The organism is Flavobacterium amylolyticum, assembly GCF_048284335.1.
Taxonomy (GTDB): Bacteria; Bacteroidota; Bacteroidia; order Flavobacteriales; family Flavobacteriaceae; genus Flavobacterium.
This window is the reverse complement of sequence record NZ_JBLVPG010000003.1, coordinates 345566-363835: the sequence shown is the minus strand read 5'-3', so window position 1 is coordinate 363835 and position 18270 is coordinate 345566. Positions and strand designations below refer to the sequence as shown.

Annotated in this window: 18 protein-coding genes; all 18 read left to right on the top strand. The window is 30.2% G+C overall.

Going from position 1 to position 18270, the window contains the following annotated elements; genetic code table 11:
• Positions 1-5: 5 nt before the first annotated feature.
• Positions 6-1370: a lipopolysaccharide biosynthesis protein gene (locus ACNQF9_RS12495; protein WP_417961052.1), complete on the top strand. Its 1365-nt coding sequence runs from the start codon at positions 6-8 to the stop codon at positions 1368-1370.
• Positions 1351-2577: a glycosyltransferase family 4 protein gene (locus ACNQF9_RS12490; RefSeq protein ID WP_417990316.1), complete on the top strand. Its 1227-nt coding sequence runs from the start codon at positions 1351-1353 to the stop codon at positions 2575-2577. The genes ACNQF9_RS12495 and ACNQF9_RS12490 overlap by 20 nt, the downstream gene beginning before the upstream one ends.
• 17 nt (positions 2578-2594) lie before the next feature.
• Positions 2595-3719 (top strand): DegT/DnrJ/EryC1/StrS family aminotransferase, encoded by a 1125-nt coding sequence (locus ACNQF9_RS12485; RefSeq protein WP_417961048.1) that lies wholly within the window; start codon positions 2595-2597, stop codon positions 3717-3719.
• Positions 3716-4375, top strand: coding sequence for a formyltransferase family protein (locus tag ACNQF9_RS12480; protein ID WP_417961046.1), 660 nt, complete (start codon positions 3716-3718; stop codon positions 4373-4375). The genes ACNQF9_RS12485 and ACNQF9_RS12480 overlap by 4 nt, the downstream gene beginning before the upstream one ends.
• Before the next feature lie 2 nt (positions 4376-4377).
• A complete protein-coding gene (locus ACNQF9_RS12475) occupies positions 4378-5448 on the top strand; it encodes a nucleotidyltransferase family protein (protein ID WP_417961044.1) in 1071 nt (356 codons plus the stop codon).
• 120 nt (positions 5449-5568) lie between these two features.
• Positions 5569-6753 (top strand): O-antigen ligase family protein, encoded by a 1185-nt coding sequence (locus tag ACNQF9_RS12470; RefSeq protein WP_417961042.1) that lies wholly within the window; start codon positions 5569-5571, stop codon positions 6751-6753.
• 162 nt (positions 6754-6915) lie between these two features.
• Positions 6916-8076, top strand: coding sequence for a glycosyltransferase family protein (locus ACNQF9_RS12465; protein ID WP_417961040.1), 1161 nt, complete (start codon positions 6916-6918; stop codon positions 8074-8076).
• A complete protein-coding gene (locus ACNQF9_RS12460; protein ID WP_417961038.1) occupies positions 8073-9080 on the top strand; it encodes a glycosyltransferase in 1008 nt (335 codons plus the stop codon). Before ACNQF9_RS12465 ends, ACNQF9_RS12460 begins: the two co-directional genes overlap by 4 nt.
• A 4-nt stretch (positions 9081-9084) precedes the next feature.
• Positions 9085-10125: a polysaccharide biosynthesis protein gene (locus tag ACNQF9_RS12455; RefSeq protein ID WP_417961036.1), complete on the top strand. Its 1041-nt coding sequence runs from the start codon at positions 9085-9087 to the stop codon at positions 10123-10125.
• A gap of 51 nt (positions 10126-10176) precedes the next feature.
• On the top strand, positions 10177-10599 hold the full coding sequence (locus tag ACNQF9_RS12450; RefSeq protein ID WP_417961034.1) for a WxcM-like domain-containing protein: 423 nt from the start codon (positions 10177-10179) through the stop codon (positions 10597-10599).
• 30 nt (positions 10600-10629) lie between these two features.
• Positions 10630-11748, top strand: coding sequence for a polysaccharide biosynthesis C-terminal domain-containing protein (locus ACNQF9_RS12445; protein ID WP_417990315.1), 1119 nt, complete (start codon positions 10630-10632; stop codon positions 11746-11748).
• A gap of 178 nt (positions 11749-11926) precedes the next feature.
• On the top strand, positions 11927-12310 hold the full coding sequence (locus ACNQF9_RS12440; protein WP_417990314.1) for a GxxExxY protein: 384 nt from the start codon (positions 11927-11929) through the stop codon (positions 12308-12310).
• Positions 12311-12568: 258 nt separating this feature from the next.
• Positions 12569-13711, top strand: coding sequence for a non-hydrolyzing UDP-N-acetylglucosamine 2-epimerase (gene wecB, locus ACNQF9_RS12435; protein ID WP_417961030.1), 1143 nt, complete (start codon positions 12569-12571; stop codon positions 13709-13711).
• 5 nt (positions 13712-13716) lie between these two features.
• Positions 13717-14925 carry a glycosyltransferase family 4 protein gene (locus ACNQF9_RS12430; protein ID WP_417961028.1) on the top strand — a complete coding sequence of 403 codons (1209 nt, stop codon included), beginning with the start codon at positions 13717-13719 and terminating at the stop codon, positions 14923-14925.
• On the top strand, positions 14918-15529 hold the full coding sequence (locus tag ACNQF9_RS12425) for a sugar transferase (RefSeq protein WP_417961026.1): 612 nt from the start codon (positions 14918-14920) through the stop codon (positions 15527-15529). The genes ACNQF9_RS12430 and ACNQF9_RS12425 overlap by 8 nt, the downstream gene beginning before the upstream one ends.
• The gene (locus ACNQF9_RS12420; RefSeq protein WP_417990313.1) at positions 15510-16271 is read left to right on the top strand and encodes a GNAT family N-acetyltransferase; all 762 of its coding nucleotides are present in this window, start codon (positions 15510-15512) and stop codon (positions 16269-16271) included. The genes ACNQF9_RS12425 and ACNQF9_RS12420 overlap by 20 nt, the downstream gene beginning before the upstream one ends.
• A complete protein-coding gene (locus tag ACNQF9_RS12415; protein WP_417961021.1) occupies positions 16268-17179 on the top strand; it encodes a DegT/DnrJ/EryC1/StrS family aminotransferase in 912 nt (303 codons plus the stop codon). The genes ACNQF9_RS12420 and ACNQF9_RS12415 overlap by 4 nt, the downstream gene beginning before the upstream one ends.
• On the top strand, positions 17172-18248 hold the full coding sequence (locus ACNQF9_RS12410) for a GNAT family N-acetyltransferase (RefSeq protein WP_417961019.1): 1077 nt from the start codon (positions 17172-17174) through the stop codon (positions 18246-18248). Before ACNQF9_RS12415 ends, ACNQF9_RS12410 begins: the two co-directional genes overlap by 8 nt.
• Positions 18249-18270 lie beyond the last annotated feature (22 nt).

Genomic DNA, 18270 nt, shown 5'->3' with positions numbered 1-18270 from the left:
AAAAAATGTTAAATTTGATTCGTGGTTTATTTTCTGATAATTCTGATAGTTCGCAAAGAACACAATCTATTAAAAAAGAAATTGCCTACTCTTTTTTAGTTAAAATAGTTAGTGTAGTAACAGGTCTGTTGTCTGTACCTTTAATTATTGATTTCTTAGATAAAGAGCGATATGGTATTTGGTTAACATTATCTTCAGTTTTTGCATGGCTTAGTTTCTTCGATGTTGGAATTGGAAATGGATTGCGAAATAAATTAACCGAAGCTTTGGCAGTCAATGATAAAAAACTTGCTCAGGAATATGTAAGTACAACTTTTGTAATGGTTTCTTTGATCTTTGGAGCATTAATAATTTTATTTCAGATTATAAATCCATTTATTGATTGGCAATCAATACTAAAAATTGATACTATTTCTAGTAATGAACTCTATGTTTTTACTTCATTAATACTTACACTTTTTTTATTAAGGTTTATTTTTCAACTGATAGGTGTAGTTTACATTGCAAATCAAAAACCCTCTATGAATAACATCATAGTTACACTAGGTAATTTTTTGTCTTTTCTTTTTATTTTACTGTTGTATTATATTTCGAATTCTGGCAGTTTGTTGTTACTTGGTGTGGTTTTAACGGGTATTCCTTTATTAGTTTTGATTTTTGCCAATATTCTCGCATTTAATGGGAGTTATAATTTTTTGCGTCCCCGATGGAATTCTATTAAAATGGAGCACACAAAAATATTATTAAATTTAGGGGTTAAGTTTTTCTTAATTCAAATTGCTGCAATTCTTTTATTTTCCACTGCAAATATCATAACTATCAGGATTTTTAATCCATCAGAAGTTGTTGTATTCAGCTCCTCACTTATGTATTTTCAATTACCCATTATGGTTTATGGCATTATAATGGCACCTATATGGAGTGCAGTAACTGATGCTTATGTGAAAAAAGATACTCATTGGTTAAAATACACCTTAAAAAAACTAAATAAGATTTCTCTTTTATTTGCTATTGGAATTATCTTAATGACGGTAATTAGTCCATTAGTATATCAAGTTTGGCTAGGGGACAGAGTTAAAATTCCGTTTATTGTTACTCTTTCAATGGCTATTTTTTCTATGGTAAATGTATTTCTTGCACCGTACACCAATTTTATTAATGGTATTGGTAAAATGAAATTAAGTACTTATTTGGTAATTATTACTTTTGTAGTTTATGTACCTCTAGCTGTTTTTTTAGCAAAAATGTTTGATAGTGTCGCAGGAATTATGTTTGCAACTTGTTTATTAAATATAACGGGATTGTATTTTCAACCAAAACAGGTACATAAAATATTGAATAATAATGCAAATGGAATTTGGAATGAATAAAAAAATTAAAATTGCTCTAGTTTGTCATTTTAGTAGCGAATATATACAGAAAAAATTGCCACTTTGGAAGAATTCAAATGTATTTGCTGCTTGGATTTCCAATACATTGGAAGGTTTTAAATATTCTAAAGAATTTGAAATTCATGTTATTGCACCCCATCAGTACTTAAAGAGAGACTATAGCTTTGAGGATGAGGGAATTTTTTATCATTTCTATAAAACAGGAATGCCAATTCTTAGCAGAAGCTGGCCAAGTTTTTTTAAATTAGATTTATATACTAATTTTTATTCAAATCGAAAAAAAATAAGAAATTTAGTAGATAAAATCAAACCTGAGCTTATAAATTTACATGGTGCTGAGAATTCTTATTATAGCTCTTCGGCATTAGATTTATATAAGAATTACCCAATCTTAATTACAATACAAGGATTTATAAGTTTGGAAATCAATTCGCAAGATGATCTTTTAAGGCAGAATCGTATAGATATAGAATCTAAAATAATTCGTAAATGCAGTTATTTTGGTGGAGATAAAGATTCAAGAATAATTATTAAAAAAATGAGAAACACCGATTTTGATTTTTATAATTTTTATTATCCTAACGGTTCTTATATTGATAAATTGAATGAAAAGGATATCGTAAAAGATTTTGATCTGTTATTTTGGGGGCGGATTATAAAAGACAAAGGAGCTGAAGATTTTTTGAGTTTAGTAGCTAAACTTTGTATTTCTTTTCCAAATTTAAAAGCCTGTTATATAGGTCCATCAACACCTGCGTATATGGAATATTTAAAAACTAAAGCATTTGAATTAGGTTGTGAAGGAAATATTTGTTTTAAGGGATTTATAAATAGTAACGAAGAATTGTATGCAGAAGTTTTAAAATCTAAAATTCTAGTACTGCCTACTTATAATGATCGTTTTCCTACGGTTCTTCGTGAAGCAGTATGTCTTAAAATTGCCGTCATCGGTTATGCAACAGGAAGTATACCGGAGTTCAACAAAGATGATGAAAGAATTTTACTTGCAGATCAAGGAGATATTGAAAAGTTATATACTTATTCAAAAAAATTATTAACAGATAAACAGTATTATGATTATTTAACTCAAAAGGCTTACGATCATGGGTTAGCAGAATTCAGCATTGCCAATAATTGCAATAGAATGGCGTATGCTTATAAAGACATTTTGAAATTAAAAAATTAATTATTTAAAAAAAAATTATGTATAAAATTCCACTTTTTGATTTAAATTTTGATGAAAAAGAAGAACAAGCTGTTTTAAATGTTCTTCGTTCCAAATGGATTTCTACGGGTCCAAAAACAGCAGAGTTTGAATTAAAGTTTGCCGAAATGCTAAACGCTAAACATGCTCTTGCCTTAGCTAATTGTACCGTTGCGCTTCACTTAGCATTAAAATTAGTAGGTGTTGAAAAAGAGGATGAAGTTATCTGTCCTTCTTTAACATTTGTAGCTACAGTAAATGCGGTGAAATATTTAGATGCTGTTCCTGTTTTTGCCGATGTTGTTAGTTTTGAAAATTTAACTATTTCACCTCAAGATATTGAGGCTAAAATAACACCTAAAACAAAAGCAATTATTGTTATGCATTATGGAGGTTTTGCTTGTGATATGGATGCAATTATGCAAATTGCTCAAAAACACAATTTGAAAGTTGTTGAGGATGCTTGTCATGCACCTTTTTCCGAATACAAAGGAAAAAAATTAGGAACAATTGGAGATGTTGGATGTTTTAGTTTCTTCTCTAATAAGAATATCAGTACTGGTGAAGGTGGTATGCTTATTACCAATAGTACGGAATATTTTACTAGAGCAAAACTTTTACGGTCTCATGGAATGACTTCAATGTCTTATGAGCGTTCTAAGGGACATTCAACGGAGTATGATGTTATAGAATCTGGTTATAATTACCGTATGGATGATATTAGGTCAGCCATTGGAGTTGTTCAACTTGATAAAATAGTAAATGATTTAGAGAAAAGAGCTGAAATAAGAAAAGCTTATGTAAAATTATTAAAAAATATAGAAGGAATAATTGTACCATTTGAAGATAATTATGAGTTTTCTTCAAATTATGTTATGCCAATTTTACTGAAAGATTCAACTTATGAAAAAAGAAATAAAATAAGAAGTCAACTTGGTGATCTGGGAATTCAAACAAGTGTACATTATCCAGCAGTACATCGTTTTTCCATATATAAAGAGAATTATGTTGATTTACCAATCACGGATTATGTAGCAGATAATTTAATAACATTACCAATGTATTCCCAATTGGCAACTGAGGATGTTGTATATATTTGTGATGAATTAAGTAAAATTATATGATTATAACAATTTTAACAGACAGTAATAAAAGTTGGTTCATACCTCATGGAAACGAATTGTTAAATAATTTAGTAAAATATGGACATACAGTTGTTTACGTTCATAATGCTGCGGATGTAGTAGCTGGGGATATATGTTTTTTGCTTAGTTGTACAAAGTTAGTTTCTGAAAGTACACTTTCACTTAATAAAAATAACATAGTTGTACATGCATCAGATTTGCCAAAAGGAAAAGGTTTCTCTCCATTACAATGGCAAATATTAGAAGGCAAAAAAGAAATATGTTTAACCTTATTTGAAGTTGTCCATGCTGTAGATGCTGGTCCTTTCTATTTGAAAGCAGATATTCAGTTTAGTGGGTATGAGTTATATGAGGAACTCCGAGATATGCTAGCAAAAAAGATAATTTGCATGTGTTTGGAGTACGTTCAAAATAGAGATATTTTAAACCCAATTATGCAAGTAGGTCTTGAAAGCTTTTATAAAAGAAGAACGGATAAAGACGATGAAATTGATGTAAACAAGTCTATATTTGAGTTGTTTAACCATTTTCGTATAGCAGATAATCAAAATTATCCTTTACATTTTAATATTGATGGGAGAAAATATTTTATCAGAATTCAATCTGATTACAATAATTTAAATATCAAAAAGTAATTATGAGTGTATATAATAATATTCAAAATATAGATTTAATTATTTCTCCATTATCTTCCATTCTAGATGGATTAAAACGAATGGATTTAATAAAAAAAAAACTACTAATAGTTAACGATAACCAATTTTTTTTAGGTTTATTATCAATTGGTGACATTCAAAGAGCAATAATTAAAAGTGTAGATTTAGACACTGAAATTGTAAAAATCATAAGGAATGACAATATAATATGTACTCCAAAACACTCAATTGAAGAGGTAAAAAAAATTATGCTATCTATCAGAGCAGAGTTTATGCCAATAGTCAATGAGAATGGGGAACTGATTAAGGTTATATTTTGGGAGGATTTATTTGGGACTGAAAATATTGTTCCTTTAAATCAATTTAATTTGCCAGTTGTTATTATGGCTGGTGGTTTTGGTACAAGATTAAAGCCATTGACGAATGTATTACCCAAGCCTTTAATACCTATTGGCGAGAAAACTATGGTTGAAGAAATATTTGACCGTTTTTCAAAACATGGCTGTACGGATTTTTATATTTCGGTGAATTATAAGGCAGACTTAATTGAGTATTATTTACGAAATCAAAATCTTCCTTTCAATTTGGACTTTTTCAAAGAAAATAAGCCAATGGGAACTGGTGGTAGTTTAGCGTTATTAAAAAATAAAATTCATCAAACATTTATAGTTAGTAATTGCGACATATTGATAGAACAAGATTATTCGGAAATATTAGAATACCATAAAAAGAATAAAAATGAAATTACTATTATTGCTGCATTAAAACATTATCCAATTCCTTATGGCATTGTCGAAACAGGAGATAATGGACAATTATTAGATTTAAAAGAAAAACCTGAGTTAACTTTTAAAATAAATAGTGGTATGTATATATTGGAACCTCATTTGTTAAATGAAATTCCAGAAAATGAATTTTTTCATATTACTCAATTGATTGAAAAAGTTAAGAATAGGAGTGGGAATATAGGAGTATTTCCCGTTTCAGAAAAGTCTTGGAAAGATGTAGGTCTCCTAAGTGATTATATTGAGATTTTAAGTAATTTTAACTAAAAATAAATATAATAGAAACTTTTTTATACTCGTTTAAAGTTTTTTGCATCTTAAGCTAAAAAATGAGATATTAATAGATTAGTTTACTAATATTTTATTTATTTTTATTAATATTTTATTGTGAAAGAAAAAATAGGTTTTTTTGCCATTTTTGTATTATTCTTCTTTTCCTCAGATACGTTATCTTCTTCAATTTTATCAGCCGAAGTAGTTGGTTTATTGACGCAAATATTATATGTTGTTTTGGTACTGTTGTTATTATTAAATCTAAAAAACAATCAAAAAAATATTTGGGCAGGTTTGATTCTATCATTGTTATGTATTTTAGTTTTTTTTACAGCAATAGCTAACGGTGAGTTTTCGTTAGGATATGTCATACAGGCAATTGTATTGATTGTCGGATACGTAATGGCCACCAAAATAGATTTTAGATTTTTTATTGATAAGTATTGTCAAATCCTTTATTACTTATCACTATTATCAATATGCCTGTTTTTTCTTTTCTTATCCTTTCCTAATTTAATAAATCTATTTCCAGTTGTCATTAATGTTGAAGATGAGGAATATGTCAATTTGTTTTTTTATGTGCATTATATTAATATGTATAGAAACACAGGAATTTTTCGAGAACCTGGTATGTTTATGGTATATCTAAATATTGGGGTATTATTTCAGTTTTTATTTTATAAAGAAATTAAAAGAAAATATTTGATAACGTATAGCATCGCTCTTCTTACAACTTTGTCAACAGGCGGATTTGTTGTTTTTGCATTTCTTTCGTTTGTTTACTTATTGAAGAGTAATAAAATTAAAAATGCAATAAGTTTTGCTTTCATTTTCATTGTTCTGTGCGTATTTATTTTAAGTAATTTTGAATTATTTCAATCTACTTTCGCAAAATTCGATTCGTCATCTAATGAGTACGGAAGTACTGTTGCAAGAATTTCATCAGTTACCGTGCCCACTCAAATTTTTATAGATTCTCCTTTTTTTGGTGTAGGGTTAAGCAATTTTAAAGATTTATATGGATCCTATTCTCAAGATTTACTTGGTTTCTCATTAAGAGCTGATGCACATTCAACAAACACTCTTTTTAATTCTCTAGGGACCTATGGCTTTTTCTTTTTTATAATATTATTAATTGGAGTTTATAAATTTTCGTCTTCTTTGTCTAATCGAAATCTAATCAAAATACTCGTTTTTATAAGCCTTCTTTTAATGCTTGGAAATGAAGATTTAAGGTATAGTCTCTTATTTTCATTATTACTTTTTTATGGATTCGTGAAAAATGGACTATATGAGTAACATGAATAAAAGAAAACATAGTGCCAGTGCCAGTACTTTAATTTCTTAAACTTTGCTAAAAATTGATTTTATGGCTTTATGATTTATATTGTCATAACAATTTCTGAATTCTTTTTGAATTATATATCTTTTAAAAACTAGAGAAGTTACAAATTGTTAATTATGAAAAATGTTCATTATATTGGATTTTATTCTAAAGCGGATAATCCACAGAATTTTAGAAATTTTCCAGCAAGTACGACTAAAATGGATTATATAATTTCTTCCCTAAAAACCGCAGATTTTAAAGTTACTCTATTAGCTTTAGGTGAAACGTTGTCAAAAAATAAATTGTATAAGCAAAAGGTTCAAATCTGTGATCAAAATGAGAAAATAATATATGTTAGTACTTTCAGCAATTCATTTTTTATACTTAAATATCTTTCACGAATATGGCTGTTATTACAGTTGCTTTATTACCTTCTTTTTGTTGTTGAAAAAAACGGCAATGTTTTATATTATCACACATATGCTACAATCAGTATTGTTAAAATATCGAGATTGTTTAAAAAATTTAATTTGACTTTAGAGGTTGAGGAGATTTTCCAGGCGGCTTGGAGAGGTTCTGAAAAAAAGATCAATAGTGAAATTAAATACTTGAAAAATGGCGATGGTTATGTCTTTGTTAATGATATAATGCCACAAAAATTTGTTGTTGATAATAAGCCTTTTGCTATTTGCTATGGTGATTATCGATCCACAAATAATATTGACAGAATGGTAGTCAATAATGAGGAAGTGATAAAGTTAGTATATGCAGGAGTTTTTGGATGTGAGAATAGTGATGTTTCTTTAGCAATAGATACTATCAATTTTCTACCTGAAAAATTTCAATTGCATATTCTTGGTTATGGAAGTTATGAAGAAATTTCATATGTAAAAAATAAAATAGAAGAAATCAATTATAAAGCTGGAAATATTAGAGTTCACTATCACGGCAAACTCTCAGGCAGGAAATATTTTAATTTTTTATCAACATGTCATATCGGTCTTTCAACAAGGGTTCTTGAAGATCATTTTTCGGATTATACGTTCCCTTCGAAAGTACTTATATATTTAGGTAATAATCTTAAGACTGTCAGTAGTTCAATTAATTGTGTAGTCAAATCTAAGGTTGCGGATTCAATTTATTTTTATAAAAATCCGGTTCCACAAGAAGTGGCAGAAACCATTTTGGCTATAGATTTTACTGATAAAGGTAAAGACAATCAAATTGATGTTTTGAAAAAATTGGATTTGGAATTTATAACTCAAATTAGAAATGTTTTAAACTATAAACCATGATTTTAGTAGATGCAATTTACATTAACAATAGTGGAGGGAAAGTCCTTTTGGATTATCTAATAACAAAACTAGAGTTAAGTGAAATTCGAGTACACTTCCTATTAGACGACAGAATTGTTGACCAACATCCATTAATTAAAAAAGAGAACAAAATTACATATTTGAAATCAGGATTGAGGTTAAGACATATGTTTTATATAACAAATAGGAATAAGTTTTCTAAAGTGTTATGTTTCGGTAATCTCCCACCAACTGTTAAGCTTTCAGTTGAAGTTATTACATATTTTCATCAGCCACTCTTTATAAAAATCCCAAGAGAAGTATGTCTAGAAGTTAAACTAAAGATTAAGATAAAGATGATAATTTTGAACTTTATAAAAAATAATACAAATAAATGGGTCGTACAATCTGATAACGTGAGACGTGGGCTTACTGAAAAATATAATTTAAATAAAGAAGCAGTAATTTTAATTCCATTTTATCCGCCATTGCCTGCAGTTAATAAAATAATTAGAAAAAAACATTCATTTGTTTATGTAAGTAATGTTGGAATTCATAAAAATCATCAGAGATTAATTCAAGGATTTTGTAAGTTCTATGATAAATTTAAAATAGGAGAATTAGGACTGACAGTTAACGACGAAGCATATTTTGAAATCGAATTAATTAAATCCTCACAATTAAAAGGGTATCCAGTCGTAAATTTCGGATTTGTGAATCGAGATAAATTGGCTGAAGTTTACGCATCATCTGAATATTTGATTTTTCCTTCACTAGCAGAAAGCTTTGGGCTTGGACTAGCAGAGAGCATTGATAGTGGCTGTAAGGTTATAGGTACTGATTTGCCGTATACATATGCGATTTGTGAGCCTTCTATAACTTTCAACCCACTTTCAGTTGATGATATTGCAATCGCTTTTGAAAAATCGATGCAGGAGGGGATCCAGCCAACAAGTATAAAAGTAAAAAACGATATAGAAAATCTAATAGAGTTACTAAAGTAATAACATGAATATACAAAATAAAACACTTCTTATAACAGGCGGTACTGGATCATTTGGTCATGCCGTATTGAATCGTTTTTTACAAACGGATCATTTTAGTGAAATACGAATTTTTTCTCGTGATGAGAAAAAACAAGATGACATGCGCAACCAGTTAAAAAGCGATAAACTCAAATTTTATATTGGAGATGTTAGAGATTATGCGAGTATTGAACGTGCCATGCGTGGAGTAGATTATGTGTTTCATGCAGCCGCACTAAAGCAAGTGCCATCTTGTGAATTTTTCCCGATGGAAGCGGTAAAAACCAATGTCATGGGAACGCAAAACGCTATTGACGCTGCCGTTGCTAATAAGGTATCCAAAATTATTTGTTTAAGTACAGATAAAGCAGCCTATCCCATAAATGCTATGGGAATATCAAAAGCGATGATGGAAAAAGTGGCTGTGGCTGCTTCTAGAACCATTGCGAATAATACGACAACAGTTTGCCTCACGCGTTATGGTAATGTTATGGCTTCAAGAGGGTCAGTTATTCCATTGTTTTTGAATCAAATTAAAACGGGACAAACCCTAACCATAACAGATCCTAATATGACTCGTTTCTTAATGTCATTAGATGAAGCGGTGGAATTGGTTTTGTTTGCATTTGAGCATGGTAATCAAGGTGATTTGTTCGTCAATAAAGCACCTGCAGGTACCATTGGTGATTTGGCGCAAGCTTTGAAAGAACTAAGCAATTCTACCAACGAAATTAAAGTAATTGGTACCAGACATGGCGAAAAGCTATACGAAACCTTATGTACACGTGAAGAAATGATTAAAGCCGAAGATATGGGTGAATTCTACCGAGTTCCAGCTGATAATCGAGACCTAAATTATGCACAGTACTTTTCGGAAGGGGAACAAGATATATCTAAAATCGAAGATTACCATTCGCACAATACCGAGCAGTTGGGTGTGGAAGGAATGAAAAAATTGTTAGTGCAATTGCCGCTAATCAAAAAAGAAATTTTTGGTGAAGATGTAGCTCAAATGCCCGGTTAATTTAGTACTCAGTATTCAGTTTGTTATTAAATAGTAGCAGTATTCAATATTATGAAAGCAATTCCGCAAATAGTTAAAGGAAATAATTATGCAGATGATCGTGGAATTTTGCAATTTAATAATGACTTCCACGCACTTGGAATAAAACGTTTGTATGCTATTCAAAATAGAGATACTGAATTTGTTCGAGGTTGGCAAGGGCATCAAGTGGAGCAACGATGGTTTTTAGTGGTACGAGGTTCTTTTAAAATTATTCTTATTGCTATTGATGATTGGGTTAGGCCTTCGCTAAATTTAAAACAACATCATTTTATGCTAAACTCCCAGAATATGGATGTATTGCACGTGCCTTCGGGGTATGTGTCGAGTATTCGAGCTTTAGAACCATCTTCAAAATTGTTGCTGATGTCCGATTATGCATTGGGCGAAATTGATGATGAATACCGTTTTGATATTAATTATTTTACAACATAAAAAGGGTTTTCCTTTTACAAGAATTAGAGTATGCTAAAAATAGGAATTACAGGACAAGCCGGATTTGTAGGCAAACATTTGTACAACACTTTGGCGCTGTTTCCAGAGGAATTTGAGTGGGTTCCATTTCAAAAAGAGTTTTTTGAAGATGCTGTTAAGCTCCATGATTTCGTATCGCAATGTGATGTGATTGTACATTTGGCAGCAATGAACAGACATAATGATTCGCAAGTGATTTATGATACTAATGTAGGCCTAACTACTAAATTGGTTCTTGCGCTAGAAGCGACCAACAGTAAGGCACATGTTATTTTTTCCTCCTCCACTCAAGAAGGAAGAGATAATGTATACGGTCAATCTAAAAAAGAAGCTAGAGTGCTTTTGGCAAATTGGGCAAAAAGATCGCAAGGTCATTTTACAGGATTGATTATCCCCAATGTTTTTGGACCTTTTGGGCATCCCAATTACAATTCGGTTGTAGCTACTTTTAGTCATAAAATTGCCAGAAATGAAACGCCTACGATTGAGGTAGACGGCGATTTAAAGTTGATTTACGTTGGGGAGCTAGTAGCCGAAATTTTGAAAGAAATTAGATCTGCTACTAATAAAGAAGAAGTTGTAGTACCCCATACTTCGGAAGCTAAGGTTTCGCAAATTCTTTCCTTTTTAGAAAAATACAAAACCGACTATCATGATAATGGTATTATTCCAGCGCTAAACAGCACGTTTGAACTGAATTTATTCAATACGTTTCGTTGTTACATGGATATTGCCAATCATTTCCCTGTCAAATTTACTCAACACACCGATCCAAGAGGTGCGTTTGTTGAAGTCATTCGTCTGAATGTAGGCGGACAAGTTTCGTTTTCTACAACGGCTCCAGGAATTACTAGAGGAAATCATTTTCACACCAGAAAAATTGAACGTTTTGCTGTGATTAAAGGAAAAGCATTGATCCAGTTAAGACAAATAGGGACTCAAGACACTCATGATTTTTATTTGAACGGGGACGAACCCGCGTACGTGGATATGCCAGTTTGGTACACGCACAACATAAAAAATGTAGGTGACGAGGAGTTGTATACTATTTTCTGGATCAATGAGTTTTATGATGCTAATGATCCCGATACGTATTTTGAAAATGTGTAAAATTTTGCACGCGGATTTAAAAGACTAAAAATTTTTTTTATTTCACGCAGATTTAAAAGATTTAAAGAATTTTTCTATAATTTAAAGTTTTGGTTTTTATATTTCTTGGATATGTATTAAGGGTTTTTTATTATTTCAAATTTTAATTTTAAAGATTATTAATAATAAAGGATTGAAAATGGATGAAGAGGTATTAACGTATCAAATTAGAGGATGTATTTTTAATGTTTATAATAAATTAGGTCCAGGTTTGTTTGAATCTGTTTATGAATCTGCATTATGTTATGAATTGGATAAGGCGGGTTTAAAGTATAAAAGACAATTAGAATTACCAGTTCGTTACGAAGATGTAATTTTGGATGTTGCCTTCAGAATTGATATTCTAGTAGAAAATAAAGTCATTATCGAACTTAAATCTGTTGAAGAATTGACAAAAGTTCATTACAAACAAATCATAACCTATTTAAAACTAACTACAATACCATTAGGTTTGTTGGTGAATTTTAATACTGACTCCATAAAAGAGAATATAAAAAGAATTGTAAATAATTACATGAATTAATTACAGCAAATTAAATAGATAAAATACAACTCAAAAGAAATCCTTTTAATCTTTTAAATCTGCGTGAAATGATACAACGATGAAAGATTAAAAAAAATAAAGTTTACGAAAGCACAATTAAAAAAAAATGTAAATAATTATATGAAGTAATTCATTAGAGCAAATTAAGTAGTTAAAATACAATACTATAAAAAAATCCTTTTAATCTTTTAAATCTGCGTGAAAATACAATGATGAAAGTTAAAAAAAATAAAGTTTATGAAAGCACAATTAAAAGTGATGACGGTTGTAGGAACCCGTCCAGAAATAATACGATTATCGAGAGTAATGGCCGCTTTAGACCATTCCGAAGCTATAGAACACATTATAGTACATACAGGACAAAATTATGATTATGAATTGAATCAAATCTTTTTTGATGATTTAGGAATTCGCAAACCGGATTTTTTCTTGAATGCAGCAGGAGCTACAGCTACAGAAACTGTAGGTCAGATACTTATAAAAATAGATCCTTTACTAGAAGCTGAAAAACCTGATGCATTTTTGGTTCTGGGGGATACTAACAGTTGTTTGTGTGCCATTCCAGCCAAAAAACGACACATTCCAATTTTCCACATGGAAGCGGGTAACCGTTGTTTTGATCAACGCGTTCCAGAGGAAACCAATCGTAAAATTGTAGACCATGTTTCTGATATTAACTTGACTTACAGTGATATTGCTAGAGAATATTTGTTACGAGAAGGTTTACCAGCAGATCGAATAATCAAAACAGGTTCGCCGATGTTTGAGGTTTTGAATCATTACTTACCATCAATTGAATCTTCGGATGTACTAGAAAGATTGGGTTTAGAAGAAGGGAAGTTTTTTGTGGTTTCTTCACACAGAGAAGAAAATATCAATAGCGAAAAAAACTTTCAGGGTTTAATGGACAGTTTGAATTTAATTGCTGAGAAATACAATTATCCTATAATAGTGAGTACGCATCCCAGAACGCGCAATATGATTGACAAAAAAAATATTGAAATGCATAAAAACGTACAATTTTTAAAGCCAATGGGTTTTAATGATTACAATGCGTTGCAAATGCATTCGTATGCAGTATTGTCGGATTCGGGTACCATTTCAGAAGAATCATCGACTTTAAATTTTAGAGCGTTAAATATTCGAGATGCACACGAACGTCCGGAAGCGATGGAAGAAACATCAGTAATGATGGTGGGCTTAAATCCAGAGCGCATTATGCAAGGATTGGTGCAACTGCACTATCAAAAAGTAGGTCAGGAGCGAAATTTTAGACCAGTTTCCGATTATTCAATGCCAAATGTTTCCGAAAAAATGGTTCGTATTATTTTAAGTTATACGGATTATATTAAAAGAACCGTTTGGAGCGAAATAAATTAAAAAATATGAACGTACTTTTTTTAACAATGGCTAGAATTGGCTCTCTTGATGATAGAGGAGTGTATACCGATCTTTTGAGAAAGTTTCATCATGAAGGTCATAATGTCTTTGTAGTTACTCCGATGGAACGAAGAGAAAATAAAAAAACTACGCTTGTAAAAGACAAAGGCGGAGTGATTTTAAATATTCAAACTTTAAATATTCAAAAAACAAATATTGTAGAAAAAGGAATTGGAACATTAGCTATTGAGTACCAATTTCTTAGAGGTGTTAAAAAATATTTTTCTGATGTAAAGTTTGATTTAATTATTTATTCAACACCTCCAATAACTTTTTATAAGGTAATAATCTACGTCAAAAAAAGAGACAATGCTTACTCTTATTTATTACTAAAAGATATCTTTCCGCAAAATGCAATTGATATGAAAATGCTAAAAAAGGGAAGTTTATTGCATAAATTCTTTTTAAAAAAAGAACAAAAGCTTTATAAAGTATCTGACAGTATTGGATGTATGTCTGAAGCAAATAAAAAATTTGTTTTAAATCATAATCCTTCTGTTAATCCAGAAAAAGTAGAGGTTAATCCCAATTCAATTTCCCCTTTAAAACTTTTTCAAACGGAAGAAGAAAAAAACACGATTAAAAAGAAATATGGACTTCCAGTAGATAAAAAGATATTTGTTTATGGTGGGAATTTAGGGAGACCTCAAGGCGTTGAGTTCGTAATTGAAACGATTGCAGCAACTAAAAGAGAAGATGTTTTTTTTCTTGTAATTGGTTCTGGAACCGAATACAGTCGAGTAAAAAAATGGTTTGAAACAGAGCAGCCCAAAAATGCTATGATGATGAAAGGCATGCCTAAAGACGATTATGAATTTCTCTTAAGAGCTTGTGATGTAGGAATGCTTTTTTTACACAAGGATTTTACAATACCTAATTTTCCGTCAAGATTATTGTCTTATTTAAATATTAAACTTCCGGTTCTTGCAGCGACAGATCCTAATACAGACGTTGGGTTAGCAATTGAAAATGCTAAATGTGGCTATTGGATATTGTCTGGAGACCAAATAGCAATGCAAGAATCCATTAATAAATTTTGTGATAACGAAGTAAATTATCTTCAAATGAAAGAGAATGCATGGAAACTATTAATAACAGAATTTCATGTAGATTTTTCTTATGAACTTATAAAAAAAAGACTTGAACATGTATAAAAATTTCTTTAAACGCTTAATTGATTTTTTTGTAGCACTTTTTGGACTTTTAGTTTTAAGTCCGATATTTCTATTAGTTACAATTGGATTGTTTTTTGCAAATAATGGAAAACCTCTTTTCTTTCAATTACGTCCGGGAAAAGACGAGAGAATTTTCAAAATCATTAAATTTAAAACGATGAATGACAAAACGGATGAGCAAGGAAATTTACTTTCCGATGCAAAACGTTTAACTAAAATTGGTAGTTTTGTACGTAAAACTTCATTGGACGAAATCCCACAATTAATTAATATTCTAATTGGAGATATGAGTTTGATTGGACCAAGACCGCTGCTATTAAAATATCTTCCTTATTATACAGATAAAGAAAGAGTAAGACATTCAGTACGGCCAGGAGTTTCGGGACTAGCTCAGGTAAATGGAAGAAATACCGTTAATTGGAATGACAGACTTGCCTTTGATGTAGTATATGTTGAGAACCTAAGTTTTAAACTTGATTTACAAATTTTATATAAAACAGTACTAAAAGTTATCGTTTCAGAAAACCTAGTAATTGATCCAGAATCCATAATGCAAAATTTAGATGATGAAAGAAAAGTATAATATTCGTGTGCTTGAAAAACAGGATATTTCAAAGGCAGTAGCACTTGTTACTTCATCATTTGAAAAAGAATATCTAATTCCTTCTATTTACAGAGGTAAGGGAATAGAAAAATTTATTTCTAATGAGTTAGACAATAAATTTTCACCCTACAGATACTTTGTTCTTTTGTATGAAAATGAAGTCGCAGGATATCTAGAATACAAAATCTTTCAAGATTCGACAGTTGCATTTCTAAATATTATCGCAGTAAGCAATGCCTATAAGCAAAAAGGTACCGGAAAAAAATTATTAGAATTTTCAATGGATTTTTTTGCTGAAAGAAAATTTAATTTTATTCAATTAGATGTTTATAAAACGAACACAGTAGCACTAAATTGGTATTTGGGTTTTGGATTCGAACAGAAAAATTCCAATTCATTTTTCAAGATCGAAGTGAATAAAAATAAGCCAGAACATAATTCTATACTTGTTCAAAATTATCCCCAGTTTAAAGAATTGAACGAAGAATTCGGTTTTTCATTACTTGACATAACGCTTGGTACAGATAGTTTTCGATTAGGAACAATCGGAAAAGATTTAATACTCAGGAATGCTTATTCTCAAACTTTGCTAGGGGATTTGCCCAATTTTATGGAAATGATGCACTTTGAAAATCTATATTATCTAGGAAACATTTGTGAAGCAAAAGAATGTAAACTAATAAATGAAATACTCCGTATGGAGTTAAATATAAAATTATGATTACAAAAAAAGCAATGAGTCAGGATCGCTTTAAGAGATTGTGGACATATAAAGATGCTGCAAGAGACGCTTGGAGTGAAATTATTGAAAAATATAAAGTTTTACACCCAGATGGTAAAGTTTTATTGCCTTCTTACATCGGATGGTCAGCCAACGAAGGAAGCGGAATATTTGACTCTGTTGTGAAATCTGGAGTAGAATTTGAATTTTATGGTTTAGGAATACGTTTAGAAATTAATTTTGATGATTTAAAATTAAAAGTTGAAACAAATGATAATCCATTAGTATTGCTGGTTCATTATTTTGGATTTATGGATTCCAATTATACTAAAATTGCAACTTGGCTAGAAGATAATAATGTCTTTTTTGTAGAAGATTGTGCACATGCTTGGTTAACAGATTTAATTGGAGGAGTTTGTGGAAACAGAGGAAATTTTTCTTTTTATTCGCTTCATAAATTACTACCAGTTGCAACTGGTGGGATGATGGTTGATAATGCACCAACTGAAAATTACAAGGATGTTATTAATCCTTTTTACGAATTAAATTACGATTTGTACACCATTTATAACATTAGACGAACTAATTATAATTACTTACTTCAACTCCTTATAGATGTTAAAGGTATTGAAGTAATTTACAAAAATCTTGATGAAGGTATTTGTCCTCAAACTCTGCCAGTTATTGTCGAAAGTTATGACAGAACTACTTTGTATAATAAAATGAATGAAGCTGGTTTTGGTATGGTAAGTTTATATCACACCATGATTAGTAATCTTGATAATTCACCATTTGAAGCGCCACATAAACTGGCTCCACGAATTATAAATTTTCCAATACATCAAGATGTTGAATTAAACGATATTGATGCAATGGTAGATGAATTAAAAAGAATATTAAATGCTTAAGATATTTAAATTAGATCATCCTGAAAATAGCGAAAAGTATAGATTATTATTGGATACATTAGAAAATAGTGTGCCTTATGGTCTTCTTGACTACATTGATATTTTTAGTAATAGTCTAAAAAATCTTATTTGTTTTTCCCTAATTTCTCATGAAAGCAATTCGGTTATTTTAATGACTGGCTATTTGAAACCGATTGTAATCGGAAATGAAATAACACACTATTTCGATTTTATAACACCTTATGGTTATTCGGGACCTTTTTTTTCAGAAAATACTAGAGATTCTGATATTAAAGATTTTTGGAAACAAGTCGATAAATGGTATTCAGACAACAATGTTGTTTCAGAATTTATAAGATTCAATCTTTCTGGAAATCAAACAAATTATTCAGGAAAAATTTTTCCTACAATGTTAAACGTCAAAGGAAAAATTATAGATGAAGAAAATCAATGGAAAGCGTTTGATGCTAAAGTTAGAAAGAATGTAAATAAGGCTAAAAGAGAAAATCTCTCAAGTGTAGTTTTTTACGACGATATTCCTGCAGATAAAGTTTTAGAATTTCATGAAATTTACATTCAAACAATGAAGCGAACCGATGCAAATGAAAACTTTTTATATACTTTAGGTCAATTTCAAAGATTTCTTAATAACAATAAAGCACATGCAGCAATTTGTACTGTTTACAGTGATAATATTCCTGTTTCTTCCGAGCTTCTTTTAGTTTCTGAAGATGCGATTTTTTCTTTCCTTGGCGGAACTAATGAACATTATTTTGATAAAAGGCCCAATGATTTTCTGAAAGTTGAAGCACTAAATTGGGCTCGATCAATAGATAAAAAATACTACGTTCTTGGTGGTGGATATGGTTTTGAAGACGGCATTTTTAAATATAAAAAATCTTTTTTTCCTAATGATGTAGTGTCGTATTACACAGGTAGAAAAATTATAAACAATAAAGTTTATAATGAACTCCTTAATAAAGTTAATAAAGTTAGGCTTTCTAATGGTTTACCTACTTTAGAAATACATGATGCTTCTTTTTTTCCTTTGTATAATAAACTTAATTGATTTTTTACTGAAAATTAAAGTG